Source organism: Paenibacillus sp. J22R98 (assembly GCF_059383835.1).
Genome location: NZ_JBXENW010000003.1, coordinates 339,319 through 360,427, shown reverse-complemented (window position 1 = coordinate 360,427; position 21,109 = coordinate 339,319). Strand labels below are relative to the sequence as shown.

22 protein-coding genes are annotated in these 21,109 nt (G+C 49.5%); 3 read left to right on the top strand and 19 right to left on the bottom strand.

Annotated elements, in window-relative coordinates:
* Positions 1-67 precede the first annotated feature (67 nt).
* The 10 genes from AC50Y3_RS11740 to AC50Y3_RS11695 all read right to left on the bottom strand — a co-directional run bounded on the left by AC50Y3_RS11740 (position 68) and on the right by AC50Y3_RS11695 (position 7,629).
* Positions 68-646, bottom strand: coding sequence for a lysophospholipid acyltransferase family protein (locus tag AC50Y3_RS11740; RefSeq protein ID WP_475779376.1), 579 nt, complete (start codon positions 644-646; stop codon positions 68-70).
* Between the two features lie 3 nt (positions 647-649).
* Positions 650-1,345: a (d)CMP kinase gene (gene cmk, locus AC50Y3_RS11735; RefSeq protein ID WP_494819231.1), complete on the bottom strand. Its 696-nt coding sequence runs from the start codon at positions 1,343-1,345 to the stop codon at positions 650-652.
* A gap of 139 nt (positions 1,346-1,484) precedes the next feature.
* Complete coding sequence (locus AC50Y3_RS11730) at positions 1,485-1,661, bottom strand: hypothetical protein (protein WP_494818932.1); 177 nt, start codon at positions 1,659-1,661, stop codon at positions 1,485-1,487.
* 101 nt (positions 1,662-1,762) lie between these two features.
* A complete protein-coding gene (locus tag AC50Y3_RS11725) occupies positions 1,763-2,416 on the bottom strand; it encodes a flagellar brake protein (protein ID WP_494818931.1) in 654 nt (217 codons plus the stop codon).
* A 108-nt stretch (positions 2,417-2,524) separates the two neighbouring features.
* Complete coding sequence (gene ypeB / locus AC50Y3_RS11720; protein WP_494818930.1) at positions 2,525-3,859, bottom strand: germination protein YpeB; 1,335 nt, start codon at positions 3,857-3,859, stop codon at positions 2,525-2,527.
* A 101-nt stretch (positions 3,860-3,960) separates the two neighbouring features.
* A complete protein-coding gene (locus tag AC50Y3_RS11715) occupies positions 3,961-4,119 on the bottom strand; it encodes a hypothetical protein (RefSeq protein WP_475779372.1) in 159 nt (52 codons plus the stop codon).
* A gap of 52 nt (positions 4,120-4,171) precedes the next feature.
* On the bottom strand, positions 4,172-4,870 hold the full coding sequence (gene prsW, locus AC50Y3_RS11710; protein ID WP_494818929.1) for a glutamic-type intramembrane protease PrsW: 699 nt from the start codon (positions 4,868-4,870) through the stop codon (positions 4,172-4,174).
* Between the two features lie 72 nt (positions 4,871-4,942).
* On the bottom strand, positions 4,943-6,184 hold the full coding sequence (locus tag AC50Y3_RS11705; protein WP_494819230.1) for a Glu/Leu/Phe/Val family dehydrogenase: 1,242 nt from the start codon (positions 6,182-6,184) through the stop codon (positions 4,943-4,945).
* Positions 6,185-6,343: 159 nt separating this feature from the next.
* On the bottom strand, positions 6,344-6,949 hold the full coding sequence (locus tag AC50Y3_RS11700; RefSeq protein WP_475779370.1) for a genetic competence negative regulator: 606 nt from the start codon (positions 6,947-6,949) through the stop codon (positions 6,344-6,346).
* Between the two features lie 359 nt (positions 6,950-7,308).
* Entirely contained in the window at positions 7,309-7,629 is a 321-nt protein-coding gene (locus AC50Y3_RS11695; protein ID WP_494818928.1) for a hypothetical protein, read from the bottom strand.
* 178 nt (positions 7,630-7,807) lie between these two features.
* Between AC50Y3_RS11695 and AC50Y3_RS11690 the strand changes: the two genes are divergently transcribed.
* Positions 7,808-8,809 (top strand): polysaccharide deacetylase family protein, encoded by a 1,002-nt coding sequence (locus AC50Y3_RS11690; RefSeq protein ID WP_494818927.1) that lies wholly within the window; start codon positions 7,808-7,810, stop codon positions 8,807-8,809.
* On the opposite strand, the gene AC50Y3_RS11685 is transcribed toward AC50Y3_RS11690, so the two are convergent.
* The 3 genes from AC50Y3_RS11685 to AC50Y3_RS11675 are packed head-to-tail and all read right to left on the bottom strand — an operon-like array spanning position 8,751 to position 10,509.
* Positions 8,751-9,638 carry a metallophosphoesterase gene (locus AC50Y3_RS11685; protein ID WP_494818926.1) on the bottom strand — a complete coding sequence of 296 codons (888 nt, stop codon included), beginning with the start codon at positions 9,636-9,638 and terminating at the stop codon, positions 8,751-8,753. The two genes, AC50Y3_RS11690 and AC50Y3_RS11685, sit on opposite strands and share 59 nt — an antisense overlap.
* Positions 9,639-9,682: 44 nt before the next feature.
* Positions 9,683-9,919 (bottom strand): hypothetical protein, encoded by a 237-nt coding sequence (locus AC50Y3_RS11680; RefSeq protein ID WP_494818925.1) that lies wholly within the window; start codon positions 9,917-9,919, stop codon positions 9,683-9,685.
* Positions 9,916-10,509, bottom strand: coding sequence for a CPBP family intramembrane glutamic endopeptidase (locus AC50Y3_RS11675; protein ID WP_494818924.1), 594 nt, complete (start codon positions 10,507-10,509; stop codon positions 9,916-9,918). Before AC50Y3_RS11675 ends, AC50Y3_RS11680 begins: the two co-directional genes overlap by 4 nt.
* A gap of 164 nt (positions 10,510-10,673) precedes the next feature.
* Here AC50Y3_RS11675 and AC50Y3_RS11670 point away from each other — a divergent pair, with 164 nt between their 5' ends.
* Positions 10,674-11,600 carry a hypothetical protein gene (locus AC50Y3_RS11670; protein ID WP_494818923.1) on the top strand — a complete coding sequence of 309 codons (927 nt, stop codon included), beginning with the start codon at positions 10,674-10,676 and terminating at the stop codon, positions 11,598-11,600.
* Between the two features lie 4 nt (positions 11,601-11,604).
* Here the strand turns inward: AC50Y3_RS11670 and AC50Y3_RS11665 are convergent, their stop codons facing one another.
* Positions 11,605-11,931, bottom strand: coding sequence for a rhodanese-like domain-containing protein (locus AC50Y3_RS11665; protein WP_494818922.1), 327 nt, complete (start codon positions 11,929-11,931; stop codon positions 11,605-11,607).
* Positions 11,932-12,195: 264 nt separating this feature from the next.
* Here AC50Y3_RS11665 and serA point away from each other — a divergent pair, with 264 nt between their 5' ends.
* The gene (gene serA / locus AC50Y3_RS11660) at positions 12,196-13,788 is read left to right on the top strand and encodes a phosphoglycerate dehydrogenase (RefSeq protein WP_494818921.1); all 1,593 of its coding nucleotides are present in this window, start codon (positions 12,196-12,198) and stop codon (positions 13,786-13,788) included.
* A 119-nt stretch (positions 13,789-13,907) separates the two neighbouring features.
* Here the strand turns inward: serA and AC50Y3_RS11655 are convergent, their stop codons facing one another.
* From AC50Y3_RS11655 to resB, 5 genes are all read right to left on the bottom strand, one after another.
* A complete protein-coding gene (locus AC50Y3_RS11655) occupies positions 13,908-15,833 on the bottom strand; it encodes a glycoside hydrolase family 130 protein (protein ID WP_494818920.1) in 1,926 nt (641 codons plus the stop codon).
* 178 nt (positions 15,834-16,011) lie between these two features.
* Positions 16,012-17,421, bottom strand: coding sequence for an ATP-binding protein (locus AC50Y3_RS11650; protein ID WP_494818919.1), 1,410 nt, complete (start codon positions 17,419-17,421; stop codon positions 16,012-16,014).
* Positions 17,422-18,138, bottom strand: coding sequence for a response regulator transcription factor (locus AC50Y3_RS11645; protein ID WP_091219085.1), 717 nt, complete (start codon positions 18,136-18,138; stop codon positions 17,422-17,424).
* Positions 18,139-18,174: 36 nt separating this feature from the next.
* Positions 18,175-19,434 (bottom strand): cytochrome c biogenesis protein CcsA, encoded by a 1,260-nt coding sequence (gene ccsA / locus AC50Y3_RS11640; protein WP_494818918.1) that lies wholly within the window; start codon positions 19,432-19,434, stop codon positions 18,175-18,177.
* Positions 19,431-21,095, bottom strand: a complete 1,665-nt coding sequence (gene resB, locus AC50Y3_RS11635; protein ID WP_494818917.1) for a cytochrome c biogenesis protein ResB — start codon at positions 21,093-21,095, stop codon at positions 19,431-19,433. Before resB ends, ccsA begins: the two co-directional genes overlap by 4 nt.
* Between the last annotated feature and the right edge of the window lie 14 nt (positions 21,096-21,109).

Genomic DNA, 21,109 nt, shown 5'->3' with positions numbered 1-21,109 from the left:
TGCAGCCTCAGAATGAAACACACTCTCGCAGGCCCACCGTCTAAAACATATAAAAAAACAAAAATAATTACCCTTGCTTCGCCATCAAACGAATATTCGCCATAATGGTTTCGGTTACTTGTTCGAGCACATCGGAAGATGAATCCTGAATAAAGGCCGTCATATCAATGGGCTTGCCATACTTGATGCGCATCTTACGGAATAATTGGTACTTCCCGATAATGGCGACCGGAATGACTACGGCTCCGCTTCGAAGCGCAATCATCGCAGCACCTTTCTTGCCTGCGCTGTTATCGCCTGCATTACGAGTGCCCTCCGGGAAAATCCCCATCACATTGCCTTCTTTCAGCAAGTTGATGGCATTGCGAATAGCATCCTTGCTGACTCCTCCCCGTTTCACCGGGAATGCGCCAAGCGTCCGAATAAACGGCCCAAGCAAAGGTACCTCGAACAATTCCGCCTTAGCCATGTAATGTACTTTGCGGTTCACCTTCGTGCCTACCGTTGTAGGATCAAGCAAGCTGATATGATTGCAGCAAAGCACGACAGGCCCCGTGGCCGGAATGTTCTCTAATCCGGTTGCTTCGAACCGGAATAGTACGGCGTAGATGATTCGCAGCAGGCTTCGGCAAATGTTATATACCATAGTTTACTTCGCCTCCGCCGTTTTGGTTCGGCATAAGTCTAGAATATGTGCGACGACTTGGTCAATCGTCATTTCTGTGCTGTCGAGAACTTCTGCATCCTTCGCACGAATCAGCGGAGAAAATTCTCTGCTCTCGTCGCTTCGGTCGCGATTCGCAATTTCTTGCTCCAATTGCTCAAGCGGCACAAGCTCACTTTCAGATAGCTCCTGGTATCGGCGCAACGCGCGAACTTGAACGCTTGCGACTAGAAATACCTTAACTTCGGCCCCGGGCAGTACATGCGTACCGATATCGCGGCCATCCATAACGACGCCTTTCGCTGCTGCCAGTTCCCGCTGCATCTCAACAAGACGCAACCGAACGGCTTCATGCGAAGCGATCTCCGAAACCTTAAGCGTTACTTCTCTTGAACGTATGTCGGTTGTGATGTTCTCACCGCCGAGCCGCACAATCTGACCTTCGGTTCCCGGTTCCAATGTAATGTCCACTGTCTTCACGAGTTCCGCAAGCCTGTCCGCGTCACTTGGCAAAACTCCCGCACGATTCGCAGCTAGTGCGACCGCTCGATACATCGCTCCTGTATCAATGTATATGTACCCTAACTGTTCAGCGACTCTTCGAGCGACGGTGCTTTTGCCAGCTCCCGCAGGGCCGTCGATTGCTACGTTAATGCGGCCGCCGTTGTTTCCCCCATCCATGTCCAAGCGGTGTAAACCCTCCTTGAAAGTCGTAAGCGGCTGCTATGTTGCTCTTATCGCCATTAAAAAAGCAGGCTCTGCCTGCGATAGTGAGAATTATACCACAGCAGCCCATGAAGTGCAAAGAACGAAAGGCCTACTAGAAGGGAGTTCCTTCAAGCCGATCTACGCCCGTTACCCATAGCCTGACCGCCGGAATTTGCAGTGCGAGCTGGCTTAATATGACTGCAACAAGCAGCAGCAGAAAGATAATTATGAGCACGCGTGTAACCTCGTCCGAGATGGACAGATAGTGTCCCTGTGATTTCTTAGCCATGGATAACCCCCTTGTTCCGGCTTTGCTCGGATAAGGGTAGTTTTTCCACGTTGTCATTCCTTATGCATCAAGCCATGGAACAAACTAGGTTAAATGTATAATTATCTTTTACGGAAATCCAGCTGGCGCTCAAAGCAATAGCGAATAATTCGCTGGCGTTCGCTGTCGAGAATACTCGAAAATTTCGCCATCACTTGATTCCGACCTGACTCCAGTGACTTCACGCGAACAACCTCTGCTTTGAAATGGGAATGATCCACCGAGCCGTTCCGATACGGAAGCAGCAGCCAGCATTCCAAGTTCGTGCCCTGCTTCATCGGCCATTTGCCATCGATGAGGAACGAGATCCCGCCGCCGCCCACATCATCTGTCATCCCGATAAATCGAATATTGGCAGCCAATTGAATGGCAATCTCCAGCTCCGCGGCAACGCGCAGAAAATTACGGCGCTGTACTTTCGTTATCGATTCCGGTTCAGGCTTGCGGATTCGGATTAATTTCACGCCGTCTTCTTTAAAACCCAGTACATGGGTATTAAAATAGTTCTTCACACCGTCTTCGGAAACAAAATGCGCGGAAAGCTCGTCCCCAAGAAACAGCCTTTTATATTTTCCCGTGCCTTCAAGAAGCGGAATATCAATAAGCAACTCATCGTTATCACTGTCCGCAATTCTGGATTTATACTCGATTGCGGCCTCTTCTTCATCGGACGAAGCTACATGCAAATATAGAAACTGATTCACTTTTGGCAGCATACTAGCTTCCCCCTCCCCTAATAGTTCAATTATACCACAGCATGTCGAAATTTGGGGAGAGGTGGGAGAACACGAAAAGACGTGCATAACATGCACGCCTTCGCTCTTTTATTCGGGTAGCTGCTCGATAGATTCCTCAATGCCGCTGTCTGCATTCACATAAATTTTATAAACGCCGCCATTGATTTTGCCGACGAACTCGTAGCAGAGCACTTCATCGCCCATGTCATTATCGATGAGCGCCATCTGTTCCCTTTGCACCTTGAAGTCCGGGTTGAGTGATGCTCTGGCATCCGCGCTCATCAGCTTCGGCTTGGGGATATTCCGTTTGTGATGCTCATACACAAAGTCTGACGCTTGCAAAGCGACCGCATCTCCGTTATCAAGCGCGATCTTGACTGTCAGCTTATCGGGATAAATCAGAACCCCGTTCTGATTGGCTACAAAAGTAAATACGGCCATCGAGTCATCACGGTCATACGTAATAGCTTTCATCTTCGGATAGCCATGGCGGGACAAGAATTCATCTGCCTTCTTCCTCGCGTCGCTCACGCTAACGATTGGCTTCCCGATATCGCGCGGATTCTCGAACCAGATCAATTGAGCGCCTTTCTGCGAGTAATCCAGCTCAATCGGGTTGTCTCCTTTATTCCCTTTATAGGTAGCGGAATACGACATATACTCCGTACCTTTCCCGTTCTCAACCACCTTGATATCATTGGGGTTGTCCAGTTTCAGGAACTTCGCCGCCAGCTTCTTCACGTCTTCCGGCGTTGCCATTTTCCCGCCTAACATCTTAATCGAACGCTTCGTATACATGCTTGCTACTGAAGGCCCCCAGTTGATTTCCGGGTATTCGCCGACCTTCTTATCCACGGTTTTGAAGCCGTCAATTATCGTATTATCCTGTGTCGACTTCTCCGTAGCAATCGCAACCTCGACATCCATCCAGCGCAAATTGTTCGCGATGACTTTATCCTGTACGCCGTAGAGAGATTTGGAAATATATTCCGAATCGGAATATAACGTTTTTAACGTTTTATATTCATCCGGGCTAAGCGGCTGCTTTGTTAGATCACGAACGGAGGTTTTGTACGAGAAATTCGCAATTTTCGACAAAAACTCTTCTGTCTTGTTGAAAGGGAGAAGCGTAAGCGGGAGTTGATTAATTTCATTCTGCGCTTCGCTGGTCAAGCGCCATACGTTGACGAGACCTTTGCGGTGAAAGCCTTGCGAGGCGCTGTTCACGGCAAGTGTGTTTCCGAGCTCACGATGGAGCTGCTCGACATGATAGGTCAGATCATGGAACGCACGTTGATACTGATTCTCTGCTTTAATCAGGATCGAGTTTTTCTCTTGATGCTCTTGATAGCCCCAATAGATAGAGCCGATAAAAAACAGCGTCATCACCGGAAACAGCACAGCGCTTAAACGACGGTACATATAGCAAAAGCTCCTTTCGTATGCAAAACCTGGTGTTAGTTTGGTTTGCGGAAAGGAGCTTTATGCATGTTATTGGTATGATTTTGCTTACATGGCTGTTCTTACAATGCCAGCTCTTCGACGTCGAAGTCGTTGAGATTGTTGCATAGGCACTGTTTGAACCCGGTATCGATCTTGTCTTTCTCCCTGCGTCCGCGCAGGACGAATTTCTCGCCGCACAAGTTGCAGCGGATGGTTACCTTTACACGAGCCGAAATCATCGTATCCTCCTGTGAGTAAGATGCAGCTTTTTTCCTATTATAGACGGAAATGCTAAAGCTTAATCTCTTCCTCATGACCAAGCATACGAAACGGCGATCTGGCATTGGCGCGATTCATCTTCCGGACGCCTTTAATCCACAGGTAACCCATCAACGGGACGATAAACCATACCCAATACGTGCTGCCGGAGCCCATGATATAGTCATATACACCATGCTCCACCAGCGGTACAGCAGCAGCAAGCATGAGGTAATTGCGTTTCTTATTCGCTTCGGAGGCGAATTTAGCTTTCCCCACGTAATAGCCCATCGTTACGCCAAACAAGGCATGGCCGGAAACCGGCAGCAAAGCGCGAATAAGCAAGGAACCAACCGACGCAGGCTGGAAAACAGCGTAGAGCACATTCTCCACCGTCGCAAAGCCAAGTGAAATCGCCACTGCGTAGACAATCCCGTCATAGGGCTCGTCGAATTCGGTATGGTTGAAAATGATATGATACAGCACAAACCATTTCAGCAGTTCTTCAACGCCTGCAGATACCGTGAACGAGAACAGGATCGGACCGTCTCCAAGCCACAGCAGTAAGCCGCGTTGGATCACCATAATCGGCAGTACGATTAAGACACCGAGCAAGAACACACGGACGACCATGTGAATCGGCTCTGCATCATATCGATCCTTTAGATAAAAGTAAGTCAGCAGCGAGATGCCCGGAGCAACCGCCGCTGTCAGTATGGAAAAGAGCAGCATCGTTGAAGTCACCTTCCGAGAGACGGGCTTTCCCTGCGGGATGCAGGCAAAGCCCGCTTGATCGGCATTCGGCTACACCCACCCCCTAAGGCGGACGGCCTCTGCCATTTTGCGGACGCCCACCATATAAGCGGCGAGCCTCATATCCACTTTCTTAAGCTTATGCAGTTCATAGACACTATTAAAGCCGCGGATCATCATATCGCGCAGCTTGGAATCGACTTCGGCTTCAGACCAGTAATAGCCCTGATTGTTCTGTACCCATTCAAAGTAAGAAACGATAACGCCGCCGGCACTGGCCAGGACATCAGGCACGAGCAGAATGCCTCGATCGGTTATCATCTGCGTCGCTTCCAGCGTCGTTGGACCGTTTGCGGCCTCTACAATGATTTTAGCACGAATTTGGTTCGCGTTGCTTGCCGTTATTTGGTTCTCTATTGCGGCAGGCACAAGAACATCGCAATCGATCGCCAGCAGTTCCTCGTTGCTGATCGTGTCTTTGAACAAATTCGTTACGGTACCGAACGAATCGCGGCGGTCCATCAAATCTTCAATGTCGAGCCCTTGATCATTATACAACGCAGCGTTGACATCGGAAATACCCACAACCTTCGCGCCGGCTTCAAACATGAATTTCGCCAGATAGCTGCCTGCATTGCCGAAGCCTTGAATGACGACGCGCGCTCCCTTAAGCGGAATGCCTTTCTTCGCCATCGCTTCGTCAATCATAATCGCTACCCCTCGGGCTGTGGCACTCTCACGGCCAAGCGATCCACCCAGCACTAGCGGCTTCCCGGTTATAAAACCAGGCGAATCAAATTCACGGATTCGGCTGTATTCATCCATCATCCAAGCCATAATTTGCGAATTGGTCATCACATCCGGCGCCGGAATATCTTTGGTCGGCCCGACGATTTGACTAATCGCCCGAACATAACCGCGGCTTAGACGCTCCAGCTCACGGAATGACATTTTTCTCGGATCGCAAATAATACCGCCTTTGCCTCCGCCATAAGGCAAGTCGGCTATCCCGCATTTAATACTCATCCAAATGGATAACGCCTTCACTTCGATTTCGTCTACATCCGGATGAAACCGGACTCCACCCTTTGTCGGCCCTACAGCATCGTTATGCTGCGCTCTATATCCCACGAATACACGTGTCTTGCCATCATCCATTCGAACCGGTATGCGAACGGTCAGAAGCCTCATCGGCTCCTTCAATAAGGCAATCATATCTTCACCGTAGCCAAGCTTCTTGAGTGCTTCTTCAATCACGGTTTGTGTCGATGTCAGTACGTTGCTGCTCTCCATTCCATTCAAAGGAATGTTCACCACCTTTTCCTTTGTAATATGAGCGGTTACCGAATCGGCTATGCGGTAAACTTACATTCGCGCACAGGCAGAAACAAACAAAAAGCACCAGACCTACGGAATTTGCCGTAAGCTGATGCTTCTCAATAATTGAACGCGTTAGAAATGAGTGCAAATTTCCATGACGGCTTTGGCTGGAACAATTACTTTACCGTACTCTTCGAGAATAGCGGTCGTAATGGAAGTCGCCTCTCCGTACTCTGCCAGCAGCGCAATAATTGCGTGGTAGCGTGGAAGCTCAATGCCGACTGGCTCGAAGGCCAGCATATATTTGCCGTTGTAGGCATAAAGACGTCCATCCTCAATCAGTTCAGCGCTCTTAAGCTGCTTACAAACTGAAATGACATCCTCGATGTCTCGGAACGCGTATAGCACAATGTCACTTTGCTCGAGCGTAACTTCCATCTCGTAAACGTCTTCCTCGTTGTCTTCTTCCTGAATATGATCCTCGGACTTCCCGTTCACTTTGCCTCGTGTAACGATGACGACCATACCTTGGGCTGGAAGTGCAAACACTTCGACGGCGAGCGGTCCGCTGGCGTCAAAGCCGAGCTCGCTGTAAGCTTGGTCCATCATTTCACTGAACAGCTCGTGCACCTTTGGAATTTCGCGCCACATGTCTTCCTTCTGGATCCCCCGTTCCAGCAAGTCGTCGAACGTCAGGAATATTCGTATTTTGTCTTGATTGAGCCGTTCGATTTTCATGATAGGATCCTCCTTCTCGAGTAGTATCTGCTTCGTATTCTCGGAGCAAAAACCGTCTTCGAAAGCACATTGAACGCGGATAGTATCTGTTATACATAGCGTATGAAGCAGCAGTTATTTGGGTGATTAAAATGTGTTTATGTTGCTATGTTAGCATGTCTGTGGGTGGAATGCACTACAGACGCAAAAAAAAAGAATCGTTCCGCCGCCAATTGTTTATACGCAATTGAACGGCAAAACGATTCTTTTTGTCCCTATAGAATTTATAACAATATGTCTATAAATTTCTATACGGTTTAAGCGAAGAAACGATCGATGCCTACCATGAAGGGTGACAACCGTTTCTTCCATAGGTCCTCTTAGTGAGGTTTCGCTTCTGCTTTTATTTGATCGACCTGCTCCTTCACGCTGGGATCACTATTGAGCAGCAGCTCAATTTGTCCCCAAGCGTTGCCGGACTCTTTTGCGGAAGCGTTTGAATGCTTTGGGGCTGCATGCTGCACCATGTCTCCGCCAAATTTCCGACTAATGACCGCTCCCATCGCCCTCTTCGTCATCCCGTTGACAGCTGTGCCAGCTGCGCTGCTCGCCCAGGCAAACATGCCGGGCCTCTTCTTCGCTATATAAGCCGCCGCTGCCATACCGGCAAGACCTCCAATCAGAAAACCGGACAATTTCATTGGCAATCCTCCTATGCTGAATGCTGCTTACGACTCGCGTTTAGTTTGCCTCGGCAAGCGAAGGTCATCCCTGCACAAATTAAGGAAGTAGTAAAGTTCGGTTCAATTTCGAAATATGATACAATAAGTGCATTGTTTTTTGACGAAACCAACTCGAAGGCCACAGGAGGACGACAGCATGCCGATTCGTAAACCTCACCTCATCTCCATCGTCATTATGATGGCCCTGCTGGTTACATCCGGATGCAGCGGCAACGGAAACCAGCCTAACAGCACAGATTCGAACACAACGGGCAATGCAGCCAACAGTGGACCTGCAGTGACTGAGCCTGCACCGGACCCTGCAAACAACTCCACAGCTCCAGCAGCAGGCGATGGAAATGCGGGCAGCGGCCAAACCGATCAGGGAACGAACAATCAGCCTGCGGACAATGCTACAAATTCGCCCACTCCTTCGGAGAATACAACTGCGCCTGAACCTGATTCCACTGCCACAACGGATCCGCAGCAGCCGGTTAAGAAGCTTTATAAAATGAATAAGGTGTACAGCTTCGTCCCGATTGATAAAGCGACTACGAGCAATAAGATGGTGCTGCTGACTTTCGATGACGGCCCGAAGGAAGATAAAACGGTCAGCTCCCTGCTCGACACGCTCGATAAGCATAAAGCGAAAGCGATCTTCTTCGTGAACGGATATCGGGTGAAGAAACACCCGGAATTGCTCAAAAAAATAGCCGATCGCGGGCAAACGATCGGCAATCATTCTTGGGATCATATCGATTTGAAGAAAGAAACGCAAGCATCGGTGAAGAAGCAGATCGAGGATGTTCAACAAATCGTGAAGGAAGTCGTCGGCACCGAGCCGCAGTTCTTCCGTCCGCCATTCGGCAACGGCAATGATTATGTAAAAGGGCTTGTCCGCGATCACGGCATGCTCTATATGACCTGGTCTGACGGCTCACTCGACTGGGATAGCAGCACGAAGGATAAGCCGGACAAAGTCATTGCCAATGTGCTCGAGCAGCTTCATCCGGGCGTGAATATCCTCATGCATGAGCTGCCTTGGACGACAGAAGCACTCGATACCTTGCTTACTAAGCTCGAAAGCAAAGGCTATGGCTTCATTGATCCTGCGACGATTGATTTGGGGCTGGAGGAACAGCCGCAGACCGCAAAGTAATGCGGTGATATTGAGCCGGTGCCATCAACCGAATTGGCAACCGAGAAGTACCATAGCCACAACTGACGAACAACCGGGGTCCCCTGCTGGCTCCGGTTGTTTGTTGCGCAGAGAAGTCGAACCAACCGCGCCAGTAATTGGAGTCTTCAGATCCGCGTAAAACAGGGCCAATAAACGGCAGCGCAATCTGGCCGCCGTGCGTATGGCCGGAGAGAACCAAATCTACTTCCTGCTTCTGCTGCGCATTCATACGGTCAAGTAGTATGGGATCATGCGCCAGTACGATCGTAAACAGGTGGTTACTTCCTGCAGCCACTTCCGGCTCGCTTAAGGCCAAATCCAGACGGTCTCGCTCCAAGCGTGGGTCATCCACGCCTGCCAGCCGAATGCCGCTGCCGTCTCGCTGTTCTAACACAACCGCTTCATTGATGAGCAGGCGTACCCGTTCTTCCGTCAGCATCACCTCAAGCGGTCTCATATCTTCATCATAATCATGATTGCCGTACACCATATAAATTGGCGCAATACGCGCCAGCTGCTTGATGTTGCTTCGAGACCTGGCAAGCGGCACTCTCCGCTCCCTCAGATCACCGCCAATCAACACCAAATCAGCTCCACCGCCGGCGATTATCCCTTCAATCACTTCATCCGAGATACGTCTTCTATGAATATCTGTTATTAGCAGCAAGGTTGTCCTGTCGAAAGACTGGGGCAGTCGTTCTAATGTAACGGACTGCTGATCTAATGTATATTGATACGATGTCCTTACTAATGCAGCCACAAACAGTACCAAGACCGCCGCCGCCGCCGCCGAAATCCAAATCGTCATGGAAACGAAGCACCACCCTCTCCTCGGATTAGTCGTCCAATCGGCTATTCAAATTGTTTTCCCCAAAGAAGTAGTCCTACCAATAAGAGAACGAATAGAAAAATTATGATTTTGTAAAACCAGCCTGCCATCTGCTGCTTATTAGAAGGATGTGTTTGCCTTCTGGACGGCAACGGTACTTCTCTGCCTGCGGCTACCTCGGAAGCAGCCAGTTCCGCCTGTTTCTTTGCCGAAACACTTGCGGTCGGTTTCCTGCTGCCAAATTTCTGAACTCTGCTCATTCTTCCCTCCGGAAACGGATTACGAAGCCCATAATCATATCAATCAGAAAGTGTGCCAATATCGGCGCCCATAACGTGCCGGTTTGGATATAAATCCAGCCTAACGCATAGCTGATGGCAAATACAAGCCCTGTCGGGATCCAATGCTTCAAATAACGAACGTGAATGGTTGCAAAAATTATGCTTGTCCAATACGGGCCGAATTGATGCTGAATAGCGCCGCGGAATAACGTTTCCTCACAAATGGATACGATTAACGACAACACCACCACATGCCAAATTGCACGATTCTTAAAAATCCGATCATTCACACCGCCGTCATCATTCACTTCATCCGGAACAAATCTGGCCGAAAGGAAATCAATTGCGATGACCGCAGCAGCCAGTCCGGCGCCAAAATACAGAAAATGAAGCCCTTTGGGCAAAACAAATAATAATAATGGATTACGATGCTGAAATAATAACCATATGAAACCGATAACTAAAGTAATCGCTTGTGTGGCATACAAATTTATAAGAAGCATCCGGTCATCAATCTGATCGATGCTGACCGGTTTTATCTTCAATTTGCGAATGTCGAATTTTTTCATATCCAACTCCCTGCTATGCTATGAAAGGTGCATATTTCCTTTTCAAAGGTTTTCCCCTATACTAATAGGACGATCAAATCAAGTTCCGGAATTCGACAAACATTTTAAATTTAAGCCTTGTATTTGCTAGCATTATGGCGAAATATCGGATGAAGGAGATTAACATGGAGAAACGACTGACTCGTACTGAAATGCTCTTTAGCTTAGGCTTCCTATTCATGCTCGTTTTCGCCGTGGCAGCCTTTTTCTATGGCGTAAAGATAGGCTCTGACAAGACCGAAGCGAAACTAATCGAGAACGCCAAACATCTCAGCAGCAGCAAGAACGCAAGCGCGGGCGCCTATCAACAGCAGGACCTGGTATCATTCTATCATACTGTATTTTTGCCTTATCGTGAATTTCAATCGAACTGGTTTGAAACCATTCATAAACTGTCCTCTCAGCAGCTAACGGACATCAGCTCCGCTATGAAAGAATTATCGAACATCGCGGAGCAGAAATACGACGAGGCTGAACATGCATCCGTGCCGAAGAGTTCGCCGCTTCTCGAAACCGCCCAGCTCCAGCTGCTCAAGAGCTTGCGTATGTTCAGCGAAGCCGCGCAGCGCGGTGCCGGATCAGCCAAAGACATGACAAATGCCGATCTAATGAAAGCCTTAATGAAAGACGCTTACTATACACAAGGTGTACAGTTCGCAATGGCAGGACAGCAAAGTTACTATAATGCGATGCTGAAATGGAGTGCATCGGTCAATCCGAACATTCCGGATCATTATGATATCGCATCCGTGCTAAGCATCCAGCAATGGAAGCCGCTGCCTTTGACTATTAAGAATAAGCTGATGGCGGATATGTTGAACGCCCGCAAAACATTAGCTCCATTCTACCCGCAGGATCTGGCGTCCCGCGTCGATCAATTTATCGTTTCGGGTCAAGCCAGCAGCATGAAGATGAAGACAGTCGATTCCATCGTCGACCTGCTTATCAGTACAGAGGCTGTGAGATCAGGCGATTTCAGCGATAGTAAAGCTCAGCTGTATGCCAAGGAACTGCTTCCGCAGCTGCCCTTCTTCTTCCCAGAGCAAGAATAAGATCTTAATCGTATTGAAAGCCATCCAACGAGGATACGGCAGCCATTCCGCCAATGACATTGGTGAGGTTGCCGTATCCTCTTTCACTTAGATAGCGGCAGACGGCAGCACTTCTTACACCGTGTGCGCATATAATATAGACTGGTTTATCTGTATGAATAGCTTCCGAGTCTTCCTCGAAGGTCGAAAGCGGCATGAGTGTACTGTTATCTAAATGATAATAATTCCATTCATTCATTTCTCTGACATCAATGATTTGATCAGGCGAGAGCTTTCCCTCGCGTACAAGCGCCATAAACGGCTCTGGTTCGATATTGCTCCATTGTTCCACAAGAATGCCCCCTTTTTACGGTCGATCATAACGAAAATTTCACATTTGGGCAAGTTTTAATCATTGCAATTTGCGTTCTACTTGCATTAAAATAGTAAACATTAATGTAGCCTGGTTCTGTTGGTCCATCCGGTACAACAATAGCTTTGACGTGTGATCGTGTGACAGACCCTCGCCTAAGCTGCTGCGCTGTGCGGCATCTTAACGAGGGTCTTTCACTTCTACTATACATCCATCATACAAACGCTCAGGAGGCAACCCACCATGTTTAAAGTATTGGTCTCAGATCCAATCAGCGATCTAGGCATTCAGAAACTTATGGATGCAGAGGATGTCGTTGTCGACAAGAAGCCTGGATTAAGCGAGGACGAGCTCGTAGCCATTATCGGCGAATACGATGCCCTTCTCGTACGCAGTCAGACGCGCGTTACTGCGCGCATTATGGATGCGGGTAAATCGCTTAAGGTTATCGGTCGCGCCGGCGTCGGAGTGGACAACATCGACTTGGAAGCAGCTACACAACGCGGAATTATTGTTATTAATGCACCAGACGGCAACACCATCACAACTTGTGAGCATACATTTGCCATGATGATGTCCGTTGCTCGTTTCATTCCACAAGCCTACCTCAAGACTGTAGGCGGCGAGTGGGATCGCAAGTCGTTCCTCGGCGTCGAACTACGCGGCAAAGTGCTTGGCGTACTCGGTATGGGCCGTATCGGCAGCGAAGTTGCCAAACGCGCGAAAGCGTTCGACATGGAAATTTGGGGTTATGACCCATTCCTCACGGAAGAGCGCGCCGAGAAGCTGGGCGTTCGTCTCTCCAGCGTAGATGACATCGTACGGAATGCGGACTTTATGACGGTTCATACGCCGCTTACACCGGAAACGCGCCACATGATCTCTCGTGCGCAATTCGAAGTCATGAAGAAAGGCATGCGCATCGTGAACTGCGCACGCGGCGGTATCATTGATGAGCAAGCGCTTGTAGAAGCTGTCGATCAAGGAATCGTAGCAGGTGCGGCATTCGACGTATTCGAGGTTGAACCGCCGGCAGCCGATCATCCGTTCCTGAAGCATCCGAAAATCATCGTAACCCCTCATCTTGGTGCATCTACTGTTGAAGCACAAGAGAACGTGGCCATTGATGTATCGGAGCAAGTGTTGAACATTCTTCGCGATAAACCGTTTATGAACGCGGTCAACATGCCTCCTATTCCGGCGAACGTGCTGAACAAGCTTCAACCGTACTTCGGCCTTGGCGAGAAGCTGGGTAACTTTATTGCTCAACTGACTGAAGGTGCCGTGGAAGAAATCAATGTCAGTTATGCAGGCGAGCTGGCTGAGGTCGATACACAGCCGCTGACACGCTACGTGGTACGCGGAGTGCTTTCTCACCACCTGGGTTCGGATCAAGTCAATGTCGTCAATTCCATGCATCTTGCGAAAGAACGCCATGTCAATATCGTCGTACAGAAGTCGCACGAAGCGCGTGACTTCACGAACTCCATCACGGTTACGCTTCGTTCTAAAACGGCGACTCGCCTCGTAACAGGTACGATGTTGACCGGATACGGACCGCGAATTGTACAAATCGACCGTTTCCCTGTCGATGTTGCGCCAGAAGGCAACATCATCTTGATCTCGCATAACGACAAACCGGGTATTATCGGCAATGTCGGCATGCTGCTTGGCAACAACAACGTGAACATCGCAACGATGCAGGTTGGTCGTGAGCTTGTTGGCGGTTCCGCGATCATGGTATTGACTGTAGACAAAGGCGTGTCGAAAGACGTGATCGCCGAGCTGGTCCAACTGCCTGATTTGAACAAAGCGAAAGAAATTAATCTCTATTAATGAATAAGCTCCGACCCTTTTCGAGGGTCGGAGCTTTTTTATGCACTCTTCCGTCATGAAAATGTTTCACGACCAACAAGATTTCTCTACTTCCTTCAACAAGAACCGACTTTCAAGCGTTAGCTAATCCCGACAAGCTGCATTTTCACATAGGTCGAATCATACCAATGCGCACGAAGCTCAATGCGATGACCGCTTCTGCCGGCAGCCCAATGAAACGGCACAGAGAAGTATTCATAGCGATTCGTTTGCTTCCAGTCGTTACGCTGAAGAATCCGCTCCGCGAGCACGGTCCCCGAATCATCCGCATCGACAACTTCGAGCCTAATGACGTCGTTTGTGCCGCTGATGCTGTCAACCATCATTTTCCAAGTGGCAATATTATCCCCTACCGGTGTATTGGTCGTATACGGACCATATTGCATGTAATCTGGGCCGTCCAAGCTTGTAGACGCCGACCAGCCGTCACCGTCGCTCCGCCCAATAACGTGACCGATACCGGAATCCGCCATCCCCCATTTCAAATCAAAGCCGCCATCATTCTCATTGGCGATAAGCGCCCGGCTTGTAGGATTCGTCCGATAATAGATGAAATTCTCGCCGTCTACCGATAAGAAACTAGGTCCGTCATTTCCGAACGTATTATCCGTCTGAGGCAAAATGTTATTTTGACTAAACTTGCTCCAGTGGAACAGATCCGTCGAGCTCGCAACGCCGGAAGACCATTTGGCCGTGTTGTAAGGTGGATCTTCGCTGCCTTCATAGGTCATGTAATAGGTGCTGCCTACTTTGACAACATCGCGATGCCCTGCCGTTCCGGCTTCCCATGTACCGGGTACGGTATCGATTACCGGATTGCCGGAGTATTTGGTCAATGCCGTCAAGCTCGTTCCCGTTGCAACGCCTATGCGGCAATCTGAGCCATCATAGCCATGATAGAATAAATACCACGTGCTGCCTTCTTTATAGAGCGACGGTGTTCCAATATTGACGCTTTCCCAGCCCGTAGAGTTGTGTGTTAGAATCTGACCCTGTTTCGTGAAATTAACGCCATCCGTCGAGGTGGCCAAACCAATCTGTCCGGGTGACCCCGTACCCGTTCCTTCATAAACGAGATAGAAGGTACCGTTGTCGTACCAGACGCCCGGAAACGTAGCAAACGAATCATCCCATTGTCCGGGCGATCCTGCCGTTAACACAAAGCCGTTATCCGTAAAATTAACTCCGTCGGTAGACTTCGCTAAGCCAACGCCTCCTTTTCCGAAAGCATCCCATTTGATGTAATACGCCCATATCTCGCCGTTCACTTTAAGGGTAGATATGAAGTGCATCGAAAACGAGGTGCCGATGAACGGATTGATTTTATCCAGCTTAATAAAGGCCTGATTATCGATCAAATGTGACATGTTGGATGCGATATTCGAGGTTGCCACGTTTCCTGAGGATACTGCAGCAGGACCGATATCTGTTGCAGCCGAGTTATAATCAGCGCTATTCACAAATACTATGCTCTTCGTGGTCGTGCTTCCGCTCGTAACTTTAATGTTGTCATACTGCGCGGAATACGTTTGAGAAGGACTGTCGTTCTCTCCGACGATATCCCATTTGGATGAGGTTTTACCGATCATGGAGGCCGGCACCGCCAGCTTGCGATGGTACCACTTGTTCGTGGCATAGGCGGAGATATTGGCATTCGGATGCCCGCTAATATTGTTCTGATCCTTCCAGACCGATGTTCCGGTATCTCGGAAGTATGTCCCGTCGGCATTTATAATTTCGATGCCGCCGGCACCGTCAATGCCATTCGAAATCTTCACATCATATTCGATATAATCACCGGAAACAAACGTATACGCTTTGTTCGAAATGCGTTTGTATATATACTTGTTCGCTGTGCTGCTGGCGTCATTCGTCACACTGAGCGAAACGATATCACCGCCTGCCCATGGGTTAGCGCCTGCGGTTGCCGTTGCTGCAAACATGCCTGTCATCAAAACCGTCGATAAGAATAGCAGAACCCATTTCTTCATCTGATCGGCTTTCATAAACATCCTCCTTTGAAGTGGAAGTGAATGCAAGCTCAGTTTAATTTAGTACAATTTGACCAGTCAATATAGCTTTCTATAGCAACCAAGCTCTTTTTGCAACTTTTTTTGAAAGGGACATACATCAAGTAAACAAAGAAAAAAGCTGCACCATATAAGGAGCAGCTTCTTCTGTATGCTATACAACGGGCAATAGAATGGTAAACGTAGTACCCGCTCCCATCACGCTTTCCGCTTTAATTTGACCGCGATGCGATTCGATAATGTTCTTCACGATGGCAAGGCCGAGACCTGTTCCGCCCGTTCCGCGTGTACGAGCTTTATCTGCCTTGTAGAATCTTTCGAAGATAAACGGAAGGTCACCTTGCGGGATCCCCTCTCCCTCATCTGTTACTTTAATTTCTACAAAAGCCTTCTGTTCGACGATCAAATTGCGTGCACCGAGCGTGATCGACGCCTGCTTCGCCGTATGGCGAATCGCATTATCGAGCAGGTTCGTCAGCACCTGCTCCATTCGATCCTCGTCTGCCTGCCCGATGACGAGCGGTTCTGCAGGGAGCTCGATATGGAGGTGAATGTCCTGCTCCTTCGCCAGCACTAAGAACTTGCGATGGACTCGCTTGAGCAGTCCGGTCAGATCCGTCTCGACCAGCTTCATCTCAATATGCCCGGCTTCCATTCTGGCCAAATCGAGCAAATCTTTCACGAGGCGCCCCATTCGCAGCGACTCCTCGTAGATCACCTGTGCTAACTCCTTACGTTCCTCAGGTGAACCCGCAATATCGTCGAGCAACGCTTCGCTGTAGCCTTGCAGCATCGATAGTGGCGTCCTGATTTCATGCGAGACATTGGCAACGAAGTCGCGGCGAAGCTTCTCCAGCTTCGTCTCCTCCGTGACATCCCGCATCACCGCAACCGCACCGCGAACGGTATGATTGGATTTGAGCGGAGCCATCACAACAGACCATACGCCGCTTTGCACATGCACTTTATCGGACAAGTCCCGACCTTCCCGAAGTACTTTGCGGTAAAGGTCAAACATCGGCTCCGGCACCTGCGTGTGTGAGCCGATGTAATCCTCTGTCCATTCCAGCTCATTCCACTTGTCAATTAACTTCTGACCATGTGGATTGGCCAATATGATCTGGCCTTCCGCATCGAAGGTCACGACCGCATCCGCCATACTGCGATGGACGCTCGCGAGGTGATCCTTCTCATGATTCAGGTCATGAATCAACGTATCCAGCTCGGAAGCCATGTTATTAAACGTGGTGGCCAAGTCACCGATCTCATCCGTCGAGCGAATCGGTACTCGCGTACGATACTCGCCTTGGGAGATCAGATCGGCCGCTTTCTTCAGCTGAAGCAGCGGCTGCGTGATTTTGGTCGATAGGAAAAACGCAAAGAACGTCGATAACAGAAACCCGATGATAGCCGTGTAAACAAACAGCACCTTGACATCATGCGAGTTCTTAAAGGCAATGTCGATATACTGCAGCAGGAACATCCCCAGAATCAGCAATACGACCGCCACAAGCGCAATTATAGTAATCCATAGCTTCCCGACAACACTGCGCCAGATCATCACTTACTTCGGCACCTCAAGCTTATAGCCTACGCCCCAAACCGTCGTGATCATCATCGCAGCTTCCGGAGAAACTTTATTCAGCTTCTCGCGAAGTCGTTTCACATGGGTATCCACCGTACGAAGATCTCCGAAGAATTCATAGTTCCAGACGTCTTTCAGCAGTTCCTCGCGGGAGAATACTTTATCCGGCGAAATCGCCAAGTAGTGAAGCAGCTCATATTCCTTCGGCGTTAAGCTGACCTCTTGCCCACCGGCCATCACACGATGAGCATCATGCTCGATAATGAGATGCGGGAACACGATATTATTGCTCGTCAAAGCTTCCTTCGTTAAGAACGCGGTCGCCGACGAACGGCGCAATATCGCTTTCACACGATAAATCACTTCGCGAGGGCTGAATGGCTTAACCACATAGTCATCGGCGCCTACTTCAAAGCCTTGAACGCGGTTCATTTCCTCGCCTTTAGCCGTCAACATAATGACCGGCGTGGCCTTTACCTGACGAAGTCTGGAACAGACCTCTATGCCATCAATACCCGGCAGCATGACATCCAGCAGAATCAGGTCAAACTCGCCTGCCGTTGCAAGGCGCAATGCCGTTTCGCCGTCCTCGGCCTCCTCGATGAGATAGCCTTCCTTTTCCAGGTACATTTTGAGCAGCCTGCGAATCCGTTCTTCGTCATCGACTACAAGAATGCGGTGAAGTTCTTCAGACATGTCCGTTGTCTCCTTTCAATTCTGTGCTAATCATCTTTAAACGCCTGCGTAAGAGTGCAAGCCGACGAGGACCAAGTTAACCCCAATCAGCGTAAACATAACAACGACAAACCCGATAACCGCGAGCCATGCCGACTTGGAGCCATGCCATCCGCGCGATAGACGCAAGTGCAGGTAGGCTGTGTAGTACAGCCAAGTAATAAGCGCCCACACCTCTTTCGGATCCCAGCCCCAGAAACGCGACCAAGCGATGTAAGCCCAGATCATCGCGAATATGAGCGCGCCTAACATGAAGATCGGATAACCGATTGCAATGGCGCGATAACTGATTTCATCGATATCATCTTCGTCGATGCCATCCATAAGCGGATGAATCGCGGCCCCAATGCGCTTGCGCAAAGCGAGGCGCAGAAGTCCGTATAGAATCGTCCCGTTAATAATGGACCACGTGATCGTATTCAGCTTCCGTGCAGCATTGACACCTTTCATCCACGACGGTGTCTCCATCAGTGGTTTCTTCACGCCGAGGAAAGGATCAACCGATACATCCTGGCTGTTGAACGGTTTAAAGATCGGTGGAAGGGAGTATTCAACCGTTTCGGTCGTCGTGCTTTCAATCCCTTTATCATCGATAACCACATTCTCTTGCTTGAATGACGCTTCGTAGCCTGCACCGCGGAAGGCAAAGACCGAACCGATAAAGGCAATGATGAGTACGATAACAAAGAGTGTAAATTCGACCCAGCGTTGTTCGCGTCTTGCTTGAGGACTCGTTTTCTTGAAGTCGACCGTACGTAGCAAGTACATAAGTCCGGCTGCAAAACCGACTGCGAAGAACGCTTCGCCCGTTGCCGCTGTCGTAACGTGAACTTTAAGCCAGATGGATTGCAGCGCCGGGATAAGCGGCTGTACCTCTTGCGGGAATACCGCCGCGTACGCAACGATAACAACCGTCAGCGGGAGTGTAAACAAACCAAGCAGCGGTTTGCGGTAAATGGCATTGACGACGATAAAAGCAAACATGATCGCCATGGCCAAGAAAGTCATAAACTCATACATGTTACTGGTCGGGATATGACCTCCGCCGATCCAGCGTGTAATAAAGAACGTAAGATGCGAAGCGAATCCGAGGATCGATACCACGTAAGCGATACGGCCCCAGCGGCGAACATGCTCTTCCGGGCTGCGGTTACTCCATTTGCGGCCCAGCGCCGAAACGCCATAAAACATAAATCCGAAGCAATACAAGAAAAATGCGACTATAAAGGCGTCGCTGCTAAAATCAAGCAAACTCACGATTTGTTCCTCCCGTTATCGAGCGACTTCGGCTCTACGACGACGCCTAAACCGCGCAACGCGGAAGCGACCTCGGCACGCATGCCGTAATTATTCTTGTTCGTATGTGCGCCTAACGTGACGCGGCCGCCGTCTATGCGAAGCCAAATTCTGCGGTGATGCCAATAAGAACCCAGCAGCAGTCCGAACATCGAGATGCCGGCCCCTACCCAAATATAGGGCATCGCCCGATCCGAGCGAATGTTGAGCGAGGTCATTACACCTGCGAACTCAACGCCTTCCATAGCCGGCACTTTCAGCTCGAATCGTTTAGCCAACTCCCCATTGATGAGGTCTTGACTGAATCTCGCTTTGTCCGTCTGTTTCGGGAAGTACATATACGGCTCGCCGTCTGCCGCCAAATCCGGGCCTTTCATGACGAACACAAAAGCCGGAGCATTCGGCTCCTTGGATTTCGTTGTCGGCTTGCCTTCCGCGTCCAGCGCAAAATCCATGTACGTCTGGCGGAGTTCAAGCGTGTACGGTCCAAGCGTGTAGGTTAATTCCGGATTTCGCATAACGAGATCGAATGGTCCATAGGTTTTCCCCGTCTTATGATCGATCAGAACGGGATGTACAGCCTTCAGCTTCGGTGTATCGTCAAAGCCGAACTGATATGCCTTGATGCCTTTGTAGGAAAGCGGATCGTTCACAATAATATTGTGACGCTTCACTTCCTTCAGCTGCGGCTGTTTAGATGGGTCATCGCAATCCGCCTCGCATTCATACAACACGGCCTTCGTCTCATAGAGCTTAGCCCGGGCTGTCCCTTTCAGCGATTCCGGAAGCTCTGCATCCGTATAATAGTTGATCGTGAACTTCTCGTTCTTCACGTAATAATTCGTTTCGGGGATTTGAACCGTTTCCCCTTCCGTCACCGTTACGTAGTTGTCCATCGCCCAACCGGGAAGCGTCCGAAGCAATACCGCGAGCAAGAAGATAATCAAGCCGATATGATTAATATAGGGTCCCCAGCGGCTGAACCGATATTTCTCCGCCAGCAGCGCGTCGCCTTCATGATGAACCTTATAATGCTTGCGCTTCAGCTCCTTAGCCATAGCCGCGGTCCAATTCTCTGCAGAGCCCTCAATATCGCTGGTATAGACGGTCTTCTGTCTGGTCAAGAAATTGTTATGCTTGCGAATTTGCTGCTTGTTCAATGCCCGATAGAGCGGCAGCACACGGTCAAGACTGCAAATAACAAGCGAAGTTCCGATCATAACCAATAATCCGATAAACCACCACGACTCGTACGTATTGGACAAGCCGAGCTTATAATACCATTTGCCGATCCAACCGTAACGCTCTTCGTAATACGTCGTAGGATCAAATGAGATAAAAGCATTCTCTTGCGTGAAAATCGTGCCGACCATAGCCGCAATCAGTGTAATTACGATCAATCGGACAGCGATCTTAACCGAAGAGAAAAAGTTCCAAACGCGGTCAATCGGTGATGGATTCGACTTCTGCGAGCGACGGGCAATGCCGTCGTAGCGCATCTCAAGCGGCGCTTCGCTCTCCGCCTCTTCGCCGTCCAGCGGATTACCGCAATGCTCGCAAAGTACGGTTCCGACCGGATTCTGGTGACCGCATTCGCATTTCGTATTTTCAAAAGTCAACATGCAAAAAACCTCCT

Excerpts from the sequence above, each read along its gene's own strand:
- AC50Y3_RS11675 (WP_494818924.1), bottom strand. The coding sequence starts at position 10,509 with ATGAAAAAATTCGACATTCGCAAATTGAAGATAAAACCGGTCAGCATC.
- resB (WP_494818917.1), bottom strand. The coding sequence starts at position 21,095 with ATGTTGACTTTTGAAAATACGAAATGCGAATGCGGTCACCAGAATCCG.
- AC50Y3_RS11730 (WP_494818932.1), bottom strand. The coding sequence starts at position 1,661 with ATGGCTAAGAAATCACAGGGACACTATCTGTCCATCTCGGACGAGGTT.
- AC50Y3_RS11670 (WP_494818923.1), top strand. The coding sequence starts at position 10,674 with ATGGAGAAACGACTGACTCGTACTGAAATGCTCTTTAGCTTAGGCTTC.
- AC50Y3_RS11695 (WP_494818928.1), bottom strand. The coding sequence starts at position 7,629 with ATGAAATTGTCCGGTTTTCTGATTGGAGGTCTTGCCGGTATGGCAGCG.
- serA (WP_494818921.1), top strand. The coding sequence starts at position 12,196 with ATGTTTAAAGTATTGGTCTCAGATCCAATCAGCGATCTAGGCATTCAG.
- AC50Y3_RS11715 (WP_475779372.1), bottom strand. The coding sequence starts at position 4,119 with ATGATTTCGGCTCGTGTAAAGGTAACCATCCGCTGCAACTTGTGCGGC.
- cmk (WP_494819231.1), bottom strand. The coding sequence starts at position 1,345 with ATGGATGGGGGAAACAACGGCGGCCGCATTAACGTAGCAATCGACGGC.
- AC50Y3_RS11725 (WP_494818931.1), bottom strand. The coding sequence starts at position 2,416 with ATGCTGCCAAAAGTGAATCAGTTTCTATATTTGCATGTAGCTTCGTCC.
- prsW (WP_494818929.1), bottom strand. The coding sequence starts at position 4,870 with ATGCTGCTCTTTTCCATACTGACAGCGGCGGTTGCTCCGGGCATCTCG.
- AC50Y3_RS11645 (WP_091219085.1), bottom strand. The coding sequence starts at position 18,138 with ATGTCTGAAGAACTTCACCGCATTCTTGTAGTCGATGACGAAGAACGG.
- AC50Y3_RS11685 (WP_494818926.1), bottom strand. The coding sequence starts at position 9,638 with ATGACGATTTGGATTTCGGCGGCGGCGGCGGCGGTCTTGGTACTGTTT.
- AC50Y3_RS11705 (WP_494819230.1), bottom strand. The coding sequence starts at position 6,184 with ATGGAGAGCAGCAACGTACTGACATCGACACAAACCGTGATTGAAGAA.
- AC50Y3_RS11740 (WP_475779376.1), bottom strand. The coding sequence starts at position 646 with ATGGTATATAACATTTGCCGAAGCCTGCTGCGAATCATCTACGCCGTA.
- AC50Y3_RS11700 (WP_475779370.1), bottom strand. The coding sequence starts at position 6,949 with ATGAAAATCGAACGGCTCAATCAAGACAAAATACGAATATTCCTGACG.
- AC50Y3_RS11690 (WP_494818927.1), top strand. The coding sequence starts at position 7,808 with ATGCCGATTCGTAAACCTCACCTCATCTCCATCGTCATTATGATGGCC.
- ypeB (WP_494818930.1), bottom strand. The coding sequence starts at position 3,859 with ATGTACCGTCGTTTAAGCGCTGTGCTGTTTCCGGTGATGACGCTGTTT.
- AC50Y3_RS11655 (WP_494818920.1), bottom strand. The coding sequence starts at position 15,833 with ATGAAAGCCGATCAGATGAAGAAATGGGTTCTGCTATTCTTATCGACG.
- AC50Y3_RS11680 (WP_494818925.1), bottom strand. The coding sequence starts at position 9,919 with ATGAGCAGAGTTCAGAAATTTGGCAGCAGGAAACCGACCGCAAGTGTT.